Below are 18,046 nucleotides of genomic sequence, written 5' to 3' on the forward strand. Positions count from 1 at the left end.
AAACAAAGCGTTTTCAGTTTATTTACAATATATCTAAAAAAATCGATATTAAAATCGAAAAAATACGATATATTGGTTGTAGAAGCTGAATAACGCTTTGCGCTGCTTTTATTATGAATTCATTCAACCGGTCTGAATCATGGATATCGATTTAATTTTTAAAGCGCTGGCAAACCCAACCCGAAGGCAGATTCTGGAATGGTTAAAATCTCCAGAGCAGTTTTTGTCTGAAGAACAATGTGGCGGTTTTAACCGCGGGGTGTGTGCAGGCAATATTGAAAAACTCGGTAATGTTTCGCAGTCGACTATGTCTAATCATTTGTCGGTACTGCAACAGGCTGGTTTAATCAAAGCAGAAAAATACGGGCAATGGTCGTATTTTTCACGCAATGAAGCGCTTATTCAGCAATATATTGATTACTTACAAAACTCACTTTGATCTCAAAAAAACGATTTCAATATCCGTGGGTGAAGAGGCGACAATGGCTGAATTTAACACTCCTTTAATTCTTGGCGATTTACATCTTAAAAACCGTGTGGTGATGGCGCCTTTGACCCGAAGTCGTGCAACGGCTGACCGTGTGCCAACCGATATGATGGCGCAGTACTATGCGCAACGTGCAAGTGCGGGTTTAATTATTTCCGAAGCGACAGTAATTTCAGAAGAAGCCAATGGTTATTTAAATACCCCAGGGCTATTTAATGATGCACAAGTACAAGGCTGGAAGAAAGTGACTCAGGCCGTGCATGACCAAGGTGGCTTAATCGTGGCCCAGCTTTGGCATGTGGGGCGTGTATCGCATCCTGACTTACTCAATGGCGAAACGCCTGTAGCGCCAAGTGCTGTACAGCAAGCAGGTCATGTCAGTCTACTGCGTCCAAAACGTGAATATGTATTACCACGTGCCTTAGAAATTGCCGAAATTCAAGCGATTGTTGAACAGTTTAAACAAGCGGCCATACGTGCAAAAGAGGCGGGTTTTGACGGTGTGGAACTACATGGTGCTAACGGTTATTTAATTGATCAGTTCTTGCAAACAAAAACCAATCTTCGTACTGATGAATATGGTGGTCCTGTCGAAAACCGTGCACGTTTGTTGCTAGAGATTGTTGATGTACTGATTGAAGTTTGGGGTTCAGGCCGTGTAGGTGTGCATCTAGCGCCGCGTGGTGACGAGCATGATATGGGTGATGATGATCCACGTGAAACCTTTGGTTATGCATTGGAACAGTTAGGTCGGCGCAAGATCGCGTTTTTCTTTACTCGTGAATATTTGGCAAATGACAGTATAAGTGAATATTTAAAACAGCGTTCAGGTGGTGTGCCATACATTGCGAATATGAAATTAAGTCGTGATGATGCGATTGATTTACTTGAAAAATCGAAAGCAGATGCGGTGTCTTTTGGTAAAGCCTATATTGCCAATCCTGATTTGTTTGAACGTTTAGTTCAAAATGCACCTTTAAATGAACTGGTTTTTGACAATATGATTGGTTCGCAAACAGCAGAAGGCTATATTGATTATCTAAGTTTGCAGGATAAATTTGGTGCAGGTCAGGCACACAACTAAATCCGTGAGTTGTTATCGAATCAAATAGATTTGAGTCGCATCGATTAACAAGTTGATGCGGCTCTGTTATATTCTGCGTGACTATCCGCATCAGAGCATTCTATTTGGCTACTCCTTTTTGGTATAACGCAGCGCTTTCCATCATTAAGCCTTTGTATCGTTCACGTATTAAAAAGCGTGCCGACAATGATGCGCAGTATCAGCAAGAATGCCTTGAGCGTTTTGGCCCATTTCAGCCAGTCAAAAATCTGCATGCGATTTGGTTTCATGTGGTGTCGGTAGGTGAAACCAACGCTGCACAACCTTTAATAGAACATTATCTTAAACAAGGACATCCTGTTTTAGTCACCAATACCACGAAAACAGGGCAGGCCCGTGCCAAATCTTTATTTTTAAAAGCGCCATACGAAGCGCTATTTCAAGCGGTTTATTTACCTGCTGACCAAAAGTATTTGGTTAAACATTTTATTGAAAAATATCAGCCTAAACTGTTGGCTTTGGTCGAAACTGAGTTGTGGCCGAATTTGATTGATCAAGCCAAACAGCTACACGTGCCATGCTTATTGATTAATGCACGTTTATCCGAAAAGTCGGCGAAGGGCTACGCTAAAGTACCGAGTTTAACCCGTCCTATGCTACAGGGGCTGGATCAGTTGTTAGCGCAGGATCATGCGGCGCTAGAACGCTTTATAGCCTTGGGTGCAAAAGCTGAAAGCAGTCAGGTGGTGGGAAGCATTAAATTTGATATTCATGCACCACAGCATGCTGTTGAGCAGGCAACACAGTTAAAAGCCGATTGGTCTTTGGTGGGCCGAAAAATTGTGACCATTGCCAGCACACATGCGCCTGAGGAACAGACCCTTTTAACCGCATTAAAACCGTATTTGCAGCGTCATCCCGAACTGCTTTGTATTGTGGTGCCACGTCATCCCGAACGCTTTGATGAGGGTTTTGCAGTCGCACAGACTTTAGAATTGCGCACGCAGCGCCGAAGTCTAGGGCAGGCTATTCTGTCTGACACGCAAGTGTATTTGGCCGATAGTATGGGCGAGCTTTGGCAATGGTTGGCTTTAAGTCAAGCCTGCTTTGTGGGTGGGTCGCTGAATGAACCTGGGGGTGGGCATAATATTTTAGAGCCGATTGCGCTGCAGGTACCGACGGTTTTGGGTAAAAACTATTTTAATTTTCAAACCATTGTAGATGAGTTTGTTGCGGTGAATGCTGTATTGGTTGCGCAGGATGCTGATCAAGCTATTCAACAGTTAACTGAACTGCTTGAAAATGAACAACAGGCGCAGGCTTTAAATACAGCAGCACAGCGGATTATGCAGAAGAATACAGGGTCTTTAGCAAAGCATATTGCGGTAATTGATCAGTATCTTTAAGTATCTGTAGCAGAATCACTGCCAGATTTGATGGTGATTTTGGAACATGCGATTCGTAGGTGTGTTCTACTTTTAAAGGATTAAAAGGAGCAAAAATCCTGTGTATGCCGAAGATACATCCTGTATCTTGGCACACCGGCGACATCCATGTCGCCGTCCTCGATGGCAAATATTTACATTGCCTTTTTTTGTTTTGAACATGCTTTTTTATCTTAGGCTTATATGAATCTCGTCCTTCTCGATCCACGTCAAACCGCATCTGAAATTTGGAGTATTAGCGCCAAACGTCAGTTAGAACACTTACGCACGCATGTAGATGTGCAGGTGGGCGATACCTTAAAAGTAGGGGTTCGTGAAGGTAAGCGCTATTTAACCCAAATAGTGAATGTGTCTGAACAGCAGATTCAGCTTAAAGCCTTACACGAAGAAGCTGTACCTGCCAAATTGCCTGTGACTTTGATTGTGGCATTGCCACGACCTAAAGTACTGCGTCGCTTAATTATGGACAGTGTTACGCTGGGGGTAGAAAAAATTATTTTGCTACACAGTTACCGTGTAGATAAAAGCTATTGGCAAACGCCATTTTTACAGCAGTTAAGTCATTATGTTGATTTAGGCTTGGAGCAAGCTGGCGATACGATTGCCCCGCAAATTGAGCTGCACAAGCGCTTTAAGCCTTTTGTGGAAGATGTACTTCCTACGCTGATTACAGCAGATCGGCCTGCATTTGTTGCTCATCCGTATGTCACAGAAGCGATGCCTGTGGCGATTGATCATCCTTGTACAGTTATTATTGGGCCAGAGGGGGGATTTATCCCTTATGAGGTTGATTTGCTCATAAAAAACGGTTGCCAAGCAGTGAGCTTAGGCAACCGTATTATTCGTACAGAAACGGTTATTCCCTATGTGTTCGGGCGTTTATTTAGTCTCTGATACCGCTTCAGTTTCGCCACGGAAAACTTTCACTTCCTGTACAGGGTAAGGAATTGAAATGCCGTGTTGTGTGAAGGCTTCAATCACTTGTTCTTGAACTTCACTGACAGATGCAGCCGTTGTGGTTTCAGTTGTATCTACCCACCAACGCACATTCAAATTTACCGAAAAGTCAGCCAATGCATTTACATTCACCGCAAAACCAGGTTGGCTTAAAATTGCGGTGTTTTTGTCTAGAATACCTAAAATGACTTTTTTGGCTTTTTGAATATCGTCTTCATAGCCAATGCCCACCACAAACTCACAACGACGACGTTGATAAGCTGTGTTAACGGTTACTGCACTGGTATATACCGTCGCGTTTGGAATCACAATACGACGACCATCTGGTGAGCGTAGGAAGGTTGCACGAATTTGAATATCTTCAACCGTCCCTTCCATGCCAGACACAATAATGTCATCGCCAATTTTGAACGGTTCGCCCAGTAAAATTAAAATACCAGACAGTAAGTTTTGGAAAATATCTTTGAATGCAAAACCGATGGCTACAGAACCAATACCCAGAGCACTCATCAGCTGACCTGGTGTAAAGCCTGGAATGGCAATGACCATGGCAATTAAAAAGCCAATAAAGATAATGGCCGAAGTGCCCACACGGTTTAGTACCAAAACCAAGTTTTGTTTTGTATAAGAACGTTCAGAGAGGGCTTTACGGACAAATAACTTGAACAGTTTTGAGAGTAAATAAAAGATTGTAAATACAAACAATGCAATACAAATATATGGGACACGTTCCCAGAAACCATCGACAAACTTATCGATGGTGCTATAGGCATCATTGTATTTTGCAGTGTGTTGCAACACGGTTTGCGCCGTCTTTTCTGTTGCTTCTTGTAGAAGCTGTGTTGTGTCTTGAGCAACATTACCCAAGCCATTTGTTTGTTCGGCCACGAATATTCCGATTGATAAAAGTTTTCTGTATTTTGCCTTAAATTGAGCAAGAACTTAACTGAAAAATGCAAGGTATTCTGTGTTGTTTTGCTCAAGGTTTGTAGTTGACTTAAAAATATGCAGTGCCTTTTTGAATCACTTCTTGTGGTGTTTCAATTTGACCAGAGCCCATCATAAATGACACCAGACTGCCCGTTGCCAAGATACTTAGCACCGTCAAAATAATCATCAGCCATGCCAGAATTTTTTCCCAGACTGCACTTGGACGCGGCCAGCCATATTGGTTCGGGTGGGTATTACCTGCAGCAAATAAAAGATAAAGAATAAAAAGAACATTTAGCACAGGTATAAAGAACAAGAGCATCCACCAACCTGATTTATTTAGATCATGTAAGCGGCGACTAATCAGCACCATACTAAAATACAGGTAGACCAACAGTAGCAGGGTATAACTCAGCCCTGTAGCACTGGCGAATGTTTGAAGCAGTTGGCTGTCTACATTCAAGCTGGTCAGGTTAATTACACCGGTAAATAAGGTGAGGCCAAAACCAATGAAGAACATCACAATATGAAAGAAGGTATACCAACCAATAAAACTCAGACGTCCAAAGCGACCATTAAACGACAATGGATTGTCTGGTGTAGGCTGAGGATTACGTGAGAAAAATGGTGAAGATTCTTGTGGATTCATGGGCTGTGCCAGTCGTTAGCAATATAAATGAAATTCAGAATTAAGACATGAATATACTGTGAAGATACGAACTCATTCACTAAAAAAAACATGCAATTTCAGCCGTATTATAAAAGTAATTTGACTGCTGAGATATGAAAATCAGATCGAAAATTGTTGAATTTAGCAGCCTGCTTATGGTTTAAATGAAAGTATCAGGCTGCGACCAAAGCATGATTGATCAGTACAAAAAATAAGCGCAATACTGCATAAAGAACCATGAATAACAGCAAAAAAATGGCAGCACATCTCGTGATGAGATGCATAAGAGCAAGGAAGTAAAATATGAAAGAAAGATATCCTGTACCTGAAAGTTTTAAAAAAACCGCTCGTGTCACCGAGGCTGAGTACTTTAAGCGCTATCAACAATCTATTGAGCAACCTGAGGTTTTTTGGGCAGAACAAGCGCAGCGTTTAGACTGGATAAAACCCTTTAGCCAAGTAAAAAATACCAGCTTTGCGCAAGATGATTTTAAAATCGAATGGTTTGCCGATGGTCAATTAAATGTTAGTGCTAATTGCTTGGATCGGCATTTAAAAGAGCATCCGCATAAGCCTGCAATTATTTGGGAAGGCGATCATCCTTCACGGCATAAAATTATTTCTTTTGAAGAATTACATGATGAAACTTGCCGTTTTGCAAATGTGCTAAAAAAACATGGCGTGGGTAAAGGCGATCGCGTGGTGTTATATATGCCAATGGTGCCAGAAGCAGCCATTGCGATGCTGGCATGTACCCGTATCGGTGCAGTGCACTGTGTGGTATTTGGTGGCTTTTCTCCAGATTCGTTGGCCAGCCGTATTGAAGACAGTCAAGCCAAAATGGTCATTACTGCTGACTGTGGTATGCGTGGCGGGAAACCCATTCCTTTAAAAGAAAATGTGGATGAGGCTTTGCGCATTGATGGGACGTCCTCGGTTGAACACGTAATGGTGGTGCACCGTACAGGTAATCCGATTGACATGAAGCCCGAGCGTGATTTGTGGTATCACATGGAAATTATGTCGGTGAATGACATTTGCCCACCAGAGCCAATGAATGCCGAAGATCCGCTCTTTATTTTATATACCTCGGGCTCTACAGGAAAACCCAAAGGGGTGTTGCATACCACAGGTGGCTATTTAACTTATGTAAACACCACTTTCCGTGAAGTCTTTGACCTTAAACAAGACGATGTATTTTGGTGTACGGCTGATGTGGGCTGGATCACAGGGCATTCCTATGTGTTGTATGGTCCATTATCGAATGGTACAACCACAGTCATGTTTGAGGGTGTACCTCAGTACCCAACATGGGCGCGTACAGGGCATTTAATTGATAAGCACAATGTCACGATTTTATATACAGCGCCTACGGCCATTCGTGCCATGATGCGTGAAGGCGATGCCTTTGTACGCGAAAGTGACCGCAGTAGTTTACGTTTACTGGGTTCAGTGGGTGAGCCAATTAACCCTGAAGCTTGGAATTGGTACTACACGGTAGTGGGTGAAAGCCGATGTCCAATTGTGGACACATGGTGGCAGACTGAAACAGGTGGTTTCATGATTACACCTTTGCCGGGTGCAACCGACTTGAAACCCGGTTCAGCAACACGGCCATTCTTTGGTGTACAACCTGCTATTGTGGATGCGGAAGGCAAAGAGCTAGAAGGTGCAGTTGAAGGCAATTTAGTGATTAAGGATTCATGGCCAGGGCAAATGCGTACCATTTGGGGTGATCCTGCACGCTTTATTGAGGCGTATTTTTCAACTTATCCGGGCACCTATTTTACTGGTGATGGTGCACGCCGAGATGAAGATGGATATTACTGGATTACAGGGCGGGTGGATGATGTACTCAATGTCTCAGGGCATCGATTGGGTACAGCAGAAATAGAAAGTGCTTTGGTGGCACATGAATTGGTTGCGGAATCAGCTGTAGTGGGCATGCCTCATGACATTAAAGGGCAAGGGATTTGTGCCTTTGTGACTTTACAGGCGGATGCGACTGAGTCAGAGGAGCTACATAAAGAATTGGTGGCTTGGGTGCGTAAAATATTGGGCCCAATCGCGACACCTGATGCTTTATATTGGGCACCAGCTTTGCCTAAAACCCGTTCGGGAAAAATTATGCGCCGTATCCTTAGAAAAATTGCAGCCAATGAATTAGATAGCTTAGGCGATACTTCGACGCTGGCAGATCCTGCCGTGGTGGATCAGCTAATTGCTGAGGTTCAATCTAAAGGCTAGGCGATAACAGCGAATTTTTGCTTTTGAACTTTAATTCAGAGTTAGTCATGGCAACAAAGGCTGAATGTGGGCGATAAGGAAAATGCTGCCATTATGGTGGCATTTTTAATTTTAGAATAAGTACAGCAGGCATTGATATAAATCAGGCCTAAGTGCTCTGTTAAGCTTGAATAGAACGAGAACATTAGATTTGAATAATATGAATGCTTCAACGCCTTTGTCAGTAGATCCCCTAGAGATTGCACAACAACTTGCTGATGAGTTTGCAAAAACAGCGGCGGCACGTGATAAGCAGGGCGGAAACCCAAAGCATGAGCGTGATTTAATCCGTCAAAGTGGTTTGTTATCGTTGTCTATTCCACGTGAATATGGTGGCCAAGATGCTGGCTGGCACCAGATTTTTAAAACCATACAAACCATTGCTCGTGTTGATAGTTCTTTGGCGCATGTGTATGGCTTTCATCACTTATTGATTGCCACGGTGCAGCTCTTTGCCCAGCCTGAGCAATATGGCGCATGGTTTAAACAAACGGCAGAGCAACATTTGTTTTGGGGCAATACTTTAAACCCTTTAGACCGTCGTACAACCGCGGTAAAAACTGCGCCAGAAGAATACGTCTTTCAGGGCGATAAAAGCTTTTGTTCAGGCTCTATCGATTCCGACATTTTACTCTGCTCGGGTTATAACGATGCAGGAAAATTGTTGATTGGAGTAATTCCAACAGCACGTGAAGGCGTGAGCTTTTTAGGTGATTGGAACAATATGGGCCAGCGCCAAACAGATAGTGGCACAAGCCATTTTGAACAAGTGAAAATTCATGAAAGTGAGTTGTTGTTAAATCCAGGGCCACTCAGTACGCCGTATTCCAGCCTACGTCCACTGATTGCACAGCTGATCTTTGTGCATTTATTTTTGGGTGTAGCAGAAGGTGCATATCAAACGGCAATAGAGACCGTGCAAACGCAAAAGGCATGGTCAAAATCTTTAGCTGAAAATGCGGTGAATGATCCGTATACCCAAAAACACTTTGCTGATTTTTATGTACAGCTCGAAAGTGTACGTTTGTTGGCGTACAAAGCGATTGATCAATTGCAAGCGGCTTGGGATGTAGGTGAAAACTTAACAGCAGCACAGCGTGGTGAAGTGTCTGTTGCCATCGCCACGGCAAAAATTGCAGCCACCAATGCATCGTTAAATATTACCCAGAATATTTTCCAAGTGATGGGCGCACGTGCCACCACAGCCAAGCTGAATTTAGACCGTTTTTGGCGTAATGTACGTACACAAACCTTGCATGATCCCATTGATTATAAATATCAGGAAATTGGTGAGTGGGTACTGACAGGCAAAGTACCCGATCCAAGTTTTTATTCTTAAACGTTGCTATGCAAAAAAGGGCTTCATTGAAGCCCTTTTTTAATTTTGCATTGTAAAAATGAAGTGATACCTAGGTTTATCGACGGTGGATGTTTTCTAAGGTATCGACTAATGTACGCGTGGTTTGATCAATTTCGTAGTTCACAGCATCGCCAGCTTGGACATTTTTCCATGTGGTGAGGCGTAGCGTTTCAGGAATCAAATCAATGGATATTTCTGAGGCTTCACGGTCTACGCGGTTGACGGTGAGGCTACAACCATTGAGGCCAATAAAGCCTTTTAAGAAAAAGTATTTGATATTGCCTTGTGGAATTTCAATATCAATATGCACGGTATCACCTGTACGACTCAGCTGCTTGACAGTAGCCATGCCTTCAATATGTCCATACAGATTATGGCCACCATTTTCAGCTCCCACTTTGGCAGAGCGTTCAATATTGACTTCATCGCCAGTTTTGAGACTTCCTAAAGTCGTTAAGCTAAGCGTTAAATTTGAAACATCAAAATGCACTTGATTGGCAGCTAAATCGATCTGCGTTGCAGTCAGGCATGTCCCATTCAGGGCAACACTGGCACCGATAAAAACATCATGGAAAAAATTGTGATCATTGGAAACGACCAATGTAATAAAGCCATCCCCCTGGCGGATGTCTAGAATTTTTTCTAAGCCTTGAACAATGCCTGTGTACATCTGCAGATTTCCTTTGAGCTGAATGTGTAGCGTTTTAAGTGTAAATGGATTTTGTGGCTTTGGTGTTGAAAATTGTGCGGAAATTTTACGGTTTTAAAATAGGCCAGCACAGTAGGGCGGTATACACTTCGAAAGCCAACTATTTTGGGAGTTGAGGATGAACAAGCTATTTCAGATGTTGTTTTTGAGTTGTACTGCGATGCTCATTTATGGCTGTGCCAGTACTCAGCCTCAAGTGATGCAAGAAAGCCAAGCCTGTATGAACTACCGTGGTATGATGACTGCACCAATGGCACCAGATGCAATGCAAGGCTTAAAACAGGCCTGTGACGATTCAAAACACAGTGCAAATAAATAAAAGTGCGCAATAAAAAATCCTCCAAGCCGAGCCTTGGAGGAACAAATCACAATTGCCAAAATTATAGTCGTTATTAGGGTGTGTTGAGTTTGCTAAGCGACTGAGACCGCCTTTGCTGGAATTTGCTGCTGTGCTTCCAACTCGCGCACCAATGGCAATACTTTTTCACCGAAGTATTCAACTTCTTCAATAAAGTGTAAAAAGCCAGATAAGATTAAATCTACGCCTACACTTTTAATTTCCACAATACGTTCGGCAATTTGTTGTGGAGTACCGATTAAATTGGTACGGAAACCATCGTTGTACTGAACTAAATCTTCAAAAGTTGATTTTGCCCAGTTACCTTCGCCTTCTTGAGTGGCCGCACCTGCCTCACGGGTGGCATCACCAAAGGCATTTACTGCTTCTACATTGGCTTTATCAATGATTTCTTGCAAGACAGCTTTTGCTTCTTCTTCGGTATCGCGGGCAATAATAAAAGCGTTCACACCAATTTTGACTTGATGGTTGTTGGCTTTGGCTTTTTCACGGATATCATCAATTTGTTTTTTCAGCTCTTCAGGGGTGTTGCCATTGGTAAAGTACCAATCTGATACCCGTGAAGCCATATCGCGGGCTGCACGTGAACTACCACCTTGGAAAATTTCAATATGTGGTTTTTGTAGTGGTTTTGGGCTCAAGGTATAGTCTTTAAATTGATAGTACTTGCCATCAAAACTAAAGTTATTTTGTGTCCAAATGCCTTTTAAACTACGAATAAATTCTTCTGAGCGTGCATAGCGCTGATCGTGTTCAGGCCATTCTTCACCAATTGCATCAAACTCGCCACGGAACCAACCACTCACCACATTAATGGCAATACGGCCATTAGTGAGATGATCAATGGTTGCCAGCTGTTTCGCGGCCAGCGCGGGTTTCCATGGACCGGGTAAAATCGCGGCAATCACTTTAAGGCGCTCGGTTTTCGCCAATATGCCATGACTAAAACTCACAGACTCATGCTGATTTTCTGCATTGTAGCCAGCTGTAAAGCGAATTTGCGTTAAAGCATAATCGAAGCCACTTTTTTCAGCGGCTTGCGCTAAGCGCACGTTGTAGTCATAGCTCCAATCGGTGCGTTGTTCAATTTGGCTCACCACTAAGCCACCACTTACATTGGGAACCCAGTATGCAAATGTGATGTTCTGATTATTCTTTGACATGGCATATACCCTCGAATGAGCTCAAGATTAAGCGACGTGTGTCTTTGGTTTTTTATGATGTAAGCGCGCTTCAGCAGCATCTAAACTTGGAACAGCGGCTGAAGGCAGAACTTCGGCTTGTTCAATTTGTTTGTTAATACCTAAGTTCTGATTGGCTTGTTGAGATTTTTCTTTAACGGCTTCAGCACGAAGACCTTTGGCAGGTGCCCACTCAAGTACAGGTAAAGCACGTGCTACGGCTAAGGTAATACGCTCGCGCAGTAATTCGCTATGAATGGTGTATTCAGGTGTGAAGTCGCGATCTGTTGCATACACACCAATTGGCAGTGTCTGTGCTTGGAAGAAGCTAAACAATGGACGTAACTGGTGTTCGAGTACCAAAGCATGACGCTCTGAACCGCCAGATGCTGCCAGCAATACTGGTACATCGACCAATGCAGTTTGTTCTACAAAGTCAAAGAAGTGTTTGAATAATCCTGTAAATGAAGCGCGATAAACTGGTGTACCCACAATCAGCGCATCAGCAGCTTCTACGGCAGCCAAGTCATCTTGCACACGTTGGGGCAATTGATTACGGTAAATTGCGCCACCCAATAATTGGCCAATTTCACTAAATTTAATAAAGTGCACATTGATTGGTGTGGCATCTGCCAGTTCATCTAAAATCGCTTGAACCAAAGCTTCAGTTTTTGAAGGATTATTGAGACCACCTGATACAGCAACAATATTGAGTGGTTTTTGTAGATTTACATTTGACATTTTTTAACCTGAAAATGGGTTAGCTCGGAATAACAATCATTAAGGCCGATCAGGCTAATTTCTGTAAAATAAGGAAAAGACGAAAAGTTATCTGTTTTTGAGATATAAGTTTTTATGGTATTTATAGCCAGATAAATACCTATTAATTAGTTGAAATTTAAATTTATATTTTTAGCGACTAAGTATTTTCATGTGCTTGATAAAATTTATAAAAAAAAAAGATTAGAAATGCAGATTTAGAGAAATTGGAGAAAAGTAGATAAATTCAGGTGAAAAAAAGCATATTCTTTTAAAAATAGTGAGTTCCTGCATATCCTAAATAGAGCTTGTGTGGTTAGAATAGGGCTATTGTGCACAAGATCTCTCACGCTGCTTATGAATATTTTAATCGTTGATGATCACCCATTGTTTCGTCATGCTTTAATTCAGGCTGTTCGTTATAGTCTACCGCAGGCTCAAATTCATGAGACTGCTGCAGTCAATGAATTTTATGAACGTTTAGAAAGTGGCGCAGAGCCAGATCTTGTTTTACTGGATTTAAATTTACCCGGTGCTTCAGGTTTTTCTGCTTTGGTGCATGTCCGTGCACAGTATCCAGCAATTCCAATTATCGTGGTCTCTGCACATGAAGAATCTTCGATTATTCATCGTGCGATTGCACATGGTGCAATGGGTTATATTCCAAAATCAGCGCATCCAAGCCATATTGGTGAAGCAATTCGTCAAGTTTTGGAAGGTGATATTTGGTTACCACCAAACTTGCCAAGTAGTACTGCATTTGACCCGCGTGCGGCAGATGAAACGGCATTAGCGGAACGTATTCAATCCCTGACGCCTCAACAGTTCCGTGTACTGATGATGGTGGCAGAAGGTTTGCTCAATAAACAAATTGCCTATGAGCTCGATGTTTCAGAAGCGACCATTAAAGCGCATGTGACAGCCATTTTCCGTAAATTGGGGGTACAAAATCGTACTCAAGCGGTATTGGCTATTAATGCGTTAAATATTGAAGATAAAAAAATGTAAGGCTGTTTGATGGTGTGAAGCGTGCGCGTACTTTCGCACATGCAGCCAACAAGGCACTGATAAAAAAAGACCTCATCCGAGGTCTTTTTTTATCGCTTTAGTTTGCCATAGCGAGCTATAAATCAGGGCTCGCTTAAACCACATAATTTTGTTTTGGATTTAAGTCGGTACAAAACAGTGGATTTAAGGCACATTGCAGTTCTTCAATTTGTTCATCGGTCACATAGCCCTTACTTTTTAAGTAAGCCGCCACATGGTCATCGCGTAGGCTTAAAAAGGCTGCATCATATACACCCAAGTCTACAAAGAGCGCGGCCGTTTCGAGGCTATTAAAACGATCGAGATAAACATCTTGGCCTTGCATGAGGAAAATATGGTCTTGTTTGGAATTAATATCGACATCTAAATAGCCCGCCAACTCAAAAGGCGAAGTCTTAATAAACAGTAAGTCAGATAATTCATCAAACTGTGTGGTATCTATTTGGTTAAGGCCAGTTTTAACTTTGCCCAGCCATGCTTTAAACACCAATACGGCACCACCACGCAGTAACATACTCCAAATTTGATGATGTACTGCTGTAGGTAAATGTTTTGATTCGGCCTGTAAGCGTGCTAACAGCGCTTGTTCTTGCTCGGCCAAACGATCAAACAAACCTAAACCTTGTGGTTTATAGGCAGCCGGTGTAAATACATCAAAATTAAGTTCTTCAAATACTTGTAGTGCTAGGGGAACAGCACTTTGATACAGCACTTCAAGTGCTTGTACTTGTTCTGGTGCTAAGCTGCTGTGATCAAAAACTTCAGTCCAGCTAATTTCGGGGAGTAGTGCATTGGCACCGTATTGGCGATGAAATTGCTGTGTTTGGGCTAAACCTTGTGCTAGATCTTTGGACATGTCCATAGCGAAATTCCTCTGAATGGGATGAGCCTGATATTAAGCAGAACAGTGAGCAAAAAATGAGGCCGTTGTTTACTTGTGTTTTGAGCTTTTTATTGTTTAAAAAAAATACGACTAAAGTATTAAAAATAACAAAATGTACAAAAAATAATTGCTTAAACAATCACTTAAAAAATTGTAAGTAAGTGTACAACTGTTCACTTAAAATGAAGTTATATTTCGCCATAGGCAAATTGATTTTGATATTTTTGGTCAATTAATCTGTTTGTGTTTGCGTGTTTTTTGAGCTTTTATGCACATTTGTATAAAACTCCAGCCAATCGTCGAGATGATTACATCGTGATAATCAAAAAAGCCTATTTCAGAGGATTGAAATAGGCCTTGATGACGCGAAATTTTCAGCTTAATCAGCGCTGGAAATTTTTAAGCCAGACAGCCAAGAACGTAAAGATGCAGGTTTCAGCGGTTTTTTCAGCAATACAATATTGTGCTCTTTGAGGCGCTGCGGTAATTCTGGATCAGAGTCCGCCGTAATCAGCGCAGTCGGGACATTTTCTTGGCGGTTATTCAAGATAAAGTCGAGTCCGATCTTACCATTATTTAAATGCTGATCGACCAACCAAACTTGGATATTTTCTTGTTCAATCATGGCCAAAGCTTGCTCGGGTTCTGTGGCTTTAAAGACTTGATAACCCCATTTGGTCAGTAAGGTCGACATTCCTTCCAAAATGGTTTCATCGTTGTCTAAGCATAAAATTTTATAGGCTTTGGTACGTAGTGGTACTGCTTGTACAGGGGCAGCCACCACTTTAGGTGCTTCAACCAAAGGTACTTCAATCATAAAGCATGAGCCTTTGCCCAAATCTGAATACACATGCACAGGGTAGTCGAGTAAGCTGGTCATCCGTTGGACAATCGCCAAGCCCAGACCTAAGCCTTGCTCACCCCACGGTGAAGTATGTCCACAGCGCTCAAACTCTTGGAAGAGTTTGATGCGTTGTTCTTCTGCAATCCCAGGGCCAGTGTCCCACACCCCAATACGAATATGCTGTGGCTGAGTGCTCGAACGTAATACGCCGACCACCACGCGCCCACGCGCGGTATAGCGCAGTGCATTACTCACAAAGTTTTGAATAATCCGTCGAATCCATTGTGGGTCTGTGTCAATCCAGAACTGAACATCATGCACTTTAAACTGAATGCCACGCTGCGCTGCGATCGATTTAAACTGTAATTCTAAATCGCTGAGTAAGTCATGCAACGGGTAAGCTTGACGCTTCGGCTGAATCGTACCGCCTTCTAGGCGTGCAATATCAAGTAAAGCCGACAGCATGCTTTCTGCACCGTGTAGGGCGCGATCAAGCTGTTGTAGGGTGCGACGGTCTTCATCATTTTGCACACTTTGCTCTAAGGCCGTACTAAATAAGCGAGCTGCATGCATCGGTTGTAATAAGTCATGGCTGGCAGCTGCAATAAAGCGACTTTTTGACATATTGGCTTTATCGGCCACTTCACGTGCCAATTGTTGTTCAGACAGTGCATCCGCCAATTGTTGAGTACGATCTTGTACACGTGCTTCAAGTACAGCTTCGTTTTCACGGAATGCGGTAATATCAGCAAAAGTCGTCACAAAGCCACCACCTTCAATTGGATTACCGCGCATCTGAATGACACGGCCATCTTTACGAATCCGTTCGAATTCATGCGAACTGCCGACTTGCATCCAATGAATTCGCTTACGGACGTGTTCTTCAATCGAACCAGGACCACATTCTCCGCGCTCGGCGTTATAACGAATCAGGTCTGAAATTGGGCAACCAACATAGACAATATCTTTTGGATAATCAAAAAGCTTGAGATATTGGTTATTCCATGCCACCAAACACATATTTTCATCGACCACGCTCACACCTTGGGTCATGTGGTCAATCATGGTCATGATGAGGTTTTGGTTAAAGCGTTGCCACTGTGAAGCTTGGTCTAAAATATTGGCCACCTGACCTAAAGCTAGACCGTTATTGACCATTGCTGTGGTCAGCAAAGTACGTGCGGAGGCTGCACCAATCGTACCCGCAAGATATTGCTCGGTAAAACGCCACCACATGCCATTGGCACTACTGTTTTCATTGAGGGTGACATTGTTCTGCGTACAGAATTGTTGGAAGGCGCGTAGGGTAGGACCTTCACCGGTAATACGTTTTGCAAGCGTCAATAGATCACCGACTTTTAAGCGTGCAACGTCGTGGTGTAAATAACTAATATCACTTGAAGCATTATGTGACGGCAGTGGCTTGGTTTCGTAATAGAAAAAGCTTTCGGCCTGAATTTGCTCGGCAATGCTTGGACGGAAAATACGAGATACCCAAATATACAACAGGATGTTCAGACCTAAGGCCCAGACCACACCATGCGTAAGTGGGTCAAAAGACTCAAAACCAAGTAATGCTTCAGGACGTAGCCAACTGATACCAAAAGGACCTTCTTGAATAATTTGTTGGCTTAATGCTTCAAAAGGTGCTGGCAAGCTACGTAAAACAGTTGGAAATAATAAGGTATAGGCCCACATGGCAAAGCCAGTGAGAAGCCCTGCATACACACCTTGTTTACTGCCACCACGCCAATATAAGCCACCAATTAGGGCTGGTGCGAACTGCGCAACTGCACTAAAGGCCAACAGACCAAATACAGATAGTTGATCAATATCATTGAAGAAATGGAAGAACAAAAAGCCCAACAGCATCACGGCTAAAATACATACGCGACGGGTAAATTTTAGTACCAGTGGCAAGCGTTTATCGTGACGAGCCAAAATGTTGGTGCGCCAAAGTGCAGGCATAATCAAGTCATTGCTGAGCATGATTGACAAAGCAACAGAGGACACCAACAGCATGCCTGTTGAGGCAGAAAAGCCCCCTAAGAAGGCCAGTAGCGTTAACCAATCTTGACTATAGCTCAGTGGTAAAGACAGTACAGCAACATCTGGAATTGCTAAATACGCAGGAGCTGCATGTAAGGCCCAGCTGGCAATTGGAATAATGGCAATAGTGGTTAAAATCAGATACACGGCAAACCAACGGCGTGCCCCACGAATATGCTTTTCATCACGGAGTTCGACCACGGCCACATGAAACTGACGTGGTAAACAAATAATGGCCAAGGCTGCCAATAAAGTTTGTACCCAAAAACTTTCAGGTACGCCAAACATTTGCACTTCTTTAAACGTAATGCTGATGTCTTGACTAATTTGATGCAAATTTTCGGGCGCTTCAAACATAAAGAAGGCTGCTACAGCCAATAGCGCAAAAAGCTTCACAAATGACTCAAAGGCCACAGCCAGCATGAGGCCACCATGTTGCTCGGTGTTGGCAATTTGTCGTGTGCCAAAGATCATGGCTAAAATGGCCAAAATTCCTGTGAGGAACAGTACCCCATTGGTGGTTGAGGCAATGCCACCTGCAGTCGGTTCTAAAATGACAGCTGCACTGAGAGCAATTGCACGAAGTTGCAATGCCAAATAAGGAATAATCGCAATGACGGCTAAGATGGTGACTAAGGACGCTAAGGGCCCACTTTTACCATAACGCGCTGCTACAAAGTCGGCAATCGATGAAATGGCATGGTGTTGGCGTACACGTCCTAAACGGCGCCAAATGTCATAACCTACCGCAACAAACAGCAGTGGCCCTAAATAAATAGGCAAGAAAATAATGCCTTCACGCACCGCCGCACCCGTTGCACCATAAAAAGTCCATGACGAGCAATACACGCCCAAGGTTAAGCTAAACAGCAACATACGCCCGCGTGTGCTGAGGCGACTGGCATGCTTTTCACCAAAAAAGGCGCAAATAAAAAGTAATGCGATATAAAGGGCGAGCACCCCAATAATGAGCCAACTGTTCATATTGTCTGCAGCAGATAAATCATGGCTTTATCAT

15 protein-coding genes are annotated in these 18,046 nt (G+C 43.0%); 8 read left to right on the forward strand and 7 right to left on the reverse strand.

Annotation, left to right across the window (positions count from 1 at the left end):
• Positions 1–139 precede the first annotated feature (139 nt).
• The 4 genes from DYI81_RS02215 to DYI81_RS02230 all read left to right on the forward strand — a co-directional run bounded on the left by DYI81_RS02215 (position 140) and on the right by DYI81_RS02230 (position 3,889).
• On the forward strand, positions 140–439 hold the full coding sequence (locus DYI81_RS02215; RefSeq protein ID WP_106984211.1) for a helix-turn-helix transcriptional regulator: 300 nt from the start codon (positions 140–142) through the stop codon (positions 437–439).
• 43 nt (positions 440–482) lie between these two features.
• Entirely contained in the window at positions 483–1,571 is a 1,089-nt protein-coding gene (locus DYI81_RS02220; RefSeq protein WP_117006578.1) for an alkene reductase, read from the forward strand.
• Positions 1,572–1,675: 104 nt separating this feature from the next.
• On the forward strand, positions 1,676–2,956 hold the full coding sequence (locus tag DYI81_RS02225) for a 3-deoxy-D-manno-octulosonic acid transferase (protein ID WP_117006579.1): 1,281 nt from the start codon (positions 1,676–1,678) through the stop codon (positions 2,954–2,956).
• Between the two features lie 222 nt (positions 2,957–3,178).
• Positions 3,179–3,889 carry a 16S rRNA (uracil(1498)-N(3))-methyltransferase gene (locus DYI81_RS02230; RefSeq protein ID WP_117006580.1) on the forward strand — a complete coding sequence of 237 codons (711 nt, stop codon included), beginning with the start codon at positions 3,179–3,181 and terminating at the stop codon, positions 3,887–3,889.
• Here DYI81_RS02230 and DYI81_RS02235 read toward each other — a convergent pair.
• Together DYI81_RS02235 and DYI81_RS02240 are read right to left on the reverse strand one after the other, a co-directional pair.
• Positions 3,875–4,840, reverse strand: a complete 966-nt coding sequence (locus DYI81_RS02235) for a mechanosensitive ion channel family protein (protein WP_117006581.1) — start codon at positions 4,838–4,840, stop codon at positions 3,875–3,877. The genes DYI81_RS02230 and DYI81_RS02235 overlap by 15 nt on opposite strands.
• A 109-nt stretch (positions 4,841–4,949) precedes the next feature.
• Entirely contained in the window at positions 4,950–5,531 is a 582-nt protein-coding gene (locus DYI81_RS02240; RefSeq protein ID WP_117006582.1) for a DUF805 domain-containing protein, read from the reverse strand.
• A 324-nt stretch (positions 5,532–5,855) separates the two neighbouring features.
• Here DYI81_RS02240 and acs point away from each other — a divergent pair, with 324 nt between their 5' ends.
• Together acs and DYI81_RS02250 are read left to right on the forward strand one after the other, a co-directional pair.
• A complete protein-coding gene (acs, locus tag DYI81_RS02245) occupies positions 5,856–7,799 on the forward strand; it encodes an acetate--CoA ligase (RefSeq protein WP_117006583.1) in 1,944 nt (647 codons plus the stop codon).
• Between the two features lie 199 nt (positions 7,800–7,998).
• Positions 7,999–9,177: an acyl-CoA dehydrogenase family protein gene (locus DYI81_RS02250; RefSeq protein ID WP_117006584.1), complete on the forward strand. Its 1,179-nt coding sequence runs from the start codon at positions 7,999–8,001 to the stop codon at positions 9,175–9,177.
• A 76-nt stretch (positions 9,178–9,253) separates the two neighbouring features.
• Here DYI81_RS02250 and DYI81_RS02255 read toward each other — a convergent pair whose 3' ends face one another.
• Positions 9,254–9,868 (reverse strand): riboflavin synthase subunit alpha, encoded by a 615-nt coding sequence (locus DYI81_RS02255; protein ID WP_117006585.1) that lies wholly within the window; start codon positions 9,866–9,868, stop codon positions 9,254–9,256.
• A 157-nt stretch (positions 9,869–10,025) separates the two neighbouring features.
• On the opposite strand from DYI81_RS02255, the gene DYI81_RS02260 reads away from it, so the two are divergent.
• Entirely contained in the window at positions 10,026–10,226 is a 201-nt protein-coding gene (locus DYI81_RS02260; protein WP_106984220.1) for a hypothetical protein, read from the forward strand.
• A gap of 92 nt (positions 10,227–10,318) precedes the next feature.
• On the opposite strand, the gene sfnG is transcribed toward DYI81_RS02260, so the two are convergent.
• Complete coding sequence (gene sfnG, locus DYI81_RS02265) at positions 10,319–11,428, reverse strand: dimethylsulfone monooxygenase SfnG (protein WP_117006586.1); 1,110 nt, start codon at positions 11,426–11,428, stop codon at positions 10,319–10,321.
• A 27-nt stretch (positions 11,429–11,455) separates the two neighbouring features.
• Positions 11,456–12,187 (reverse strand): FMN reductase, encoded by a 732-nt coding sequence (gene msuE, locus DYI81_RS02270; protein WP_106984222.1) that lies wholly within the window; start codon positions 12,185–12,187, stop codon positions 11,456–11,458.
• 375 nt (positions 12,188–12,562) lie between these two features.
• Here msuE and DYI81_RS02275 point away from each other — a divergent pair, with 375 nt between their 5' ends.
• Positions 12,563–13,213: a response regulator transcription factor gene (locus tag DYI81_RS02275; protein WP_106984223.1), complete on the forward strand. Its 651-nt coding sequence runs from the start codon at positions 12,563–12,565 to the stop codon at positions 13,211–13,213.
• Between the two features lie 133 nt (positions 13,214–13,346).
• Here the strand turns inward: DYI81_RS02275 and DYI81_RS02280 are convergent, their stop codons facing one another.
• The gene (locus DYI81_RS02280) at positions 13,347–14,114 is read right to left on the reverse strand and encodes a hypothetical protein (protein WP_117006587.1); all 768 of its coding nucleotides are present in this window, start codon (positions 14,112–14,114) and stop codon (positions 13,347–13,349) included.
• A gap of 400 nt (positions 14,115–14,514) precedes the next feature.
• Positions 14,515–18,012: a PAS domain-containing hybrid sensor histidine kinase/response regulator gene (locus DYI81_RS02285; protein WP_117006588.1), complete on the reverse strand. Its 3,498-nt coding sequence runs from the start codon at positions 18,010–18,012 to the stop codon at positions 14,515–14,517.
• Between the last annotated feature and the right edge of the window lie 34 nt (positions 18,013–18,046).

The organism is Acinetobacter sp. SWAC5, from assembly GCF_003419885.1.
Taxonomy (GTDB): Bacteria; Pseudomonadota; Gammaproteobacteria; order Pseudomonadales; family Moraxellaceae; genus Acinetobacter; species Acinetobacter cumulans.

What these genes read in the sequence shown, in the direction of transcription:
- DYI81_RS02215 (WP_106984211.1), top strand. Translation starts at nt 140, where the DNA reads ATGGATATCGATTTAATTTTTAAAGCGCTGGCAAACCCAACCCGAAGG.
- DYI81_RS02220 (WP_117006578.1), top strand. Translation starts at nt 483, where the DNA reads ATGGCTGAATTTAACACTCCTTTAATTCTTGGCGATTTACATCTTAAA.
- DYI81_RS02230 (WP_117006580.1), top strand. Translation starts at nt 3,179, where the DNA reads ATGAATCTCGTCCTTCTCGATCCACGTCAAACCGCATCTGAAATTTGG.
- DYI81_RS02240 (WP_117006582.1), bottom strand. Translation starts at nt 5,531, where the DNA reads ATGAATCCACAAGAATCTTCACCATTTTTCTCACGTAATCCTCAGCCT.
- acs (WP_117006583.1), top strand. Translation starts at nt 5,856, where the DNA reads ATGAAAGAAAGATATCCTGTACCTGAAAGTTTTAAAAAAACCGCTCGT.
- DYI81_RS02250 (WP_117006584.1), top strand. Translation starts at nt 7,999, where the DNA reads ATGAATGCTTCAACGCCTTTGTCAGTAGATCCCCTAGAGATTGCACAA.
- DYI81_RS02255 (WP_117006585.1), bottom strand. Translation starts at nt 9,868, where the DNA reads ATGTACACAGGCATTGTTCAAGGCTTAGAAAAAATTCTAGACATCCGC.
- DYI81_RS02260 (WP_106984220.1), top strand. Translation starts at nt 10,026, where the DNA reads ATGAACAAGCTATTTCAGATGTTGTTTTTGAGTTGTACTGCGATGCTC.
- sfnG (WP_117006586.1), bottom strand. Translation starts at nt 11,428, where the DNA reads ATGTCAAAGAATAATCAGAACATCACATTTGCATACTGGGTTCCCAAT.
- msuE (WP_106984222.1), bottom strand. Translation starts at nt 12,187, where the DNA reads ATGTCAAATGTAAATCTACAAAAACCACTCAATATTGTTGCTGTATCA.
- DYI81_RS02275 (WP_106984223.1), top strand. Translation starts at nt 12,563, where the DNA reads ATGAATATTTTAATCGTTGATGATCACCCATTGTTTCGTCATGCTTTA.
- DYI81_RS02280 (WP_117006587.1), bottom strand. Translation starts at nt 14,114, where the DNA reads ATGGACATGTCCAAAGATCTAGCACAAGGTTTAGCCCAAACACAGCAA.
- DYI81_RS02285 (WP_117006588.1), bottom strand. Translation starts at nt 18,012, where the DNA reads ATGAACAGTTGGCTCATTATTGGGGTGCTCGCCCTTTATATCGCATTA.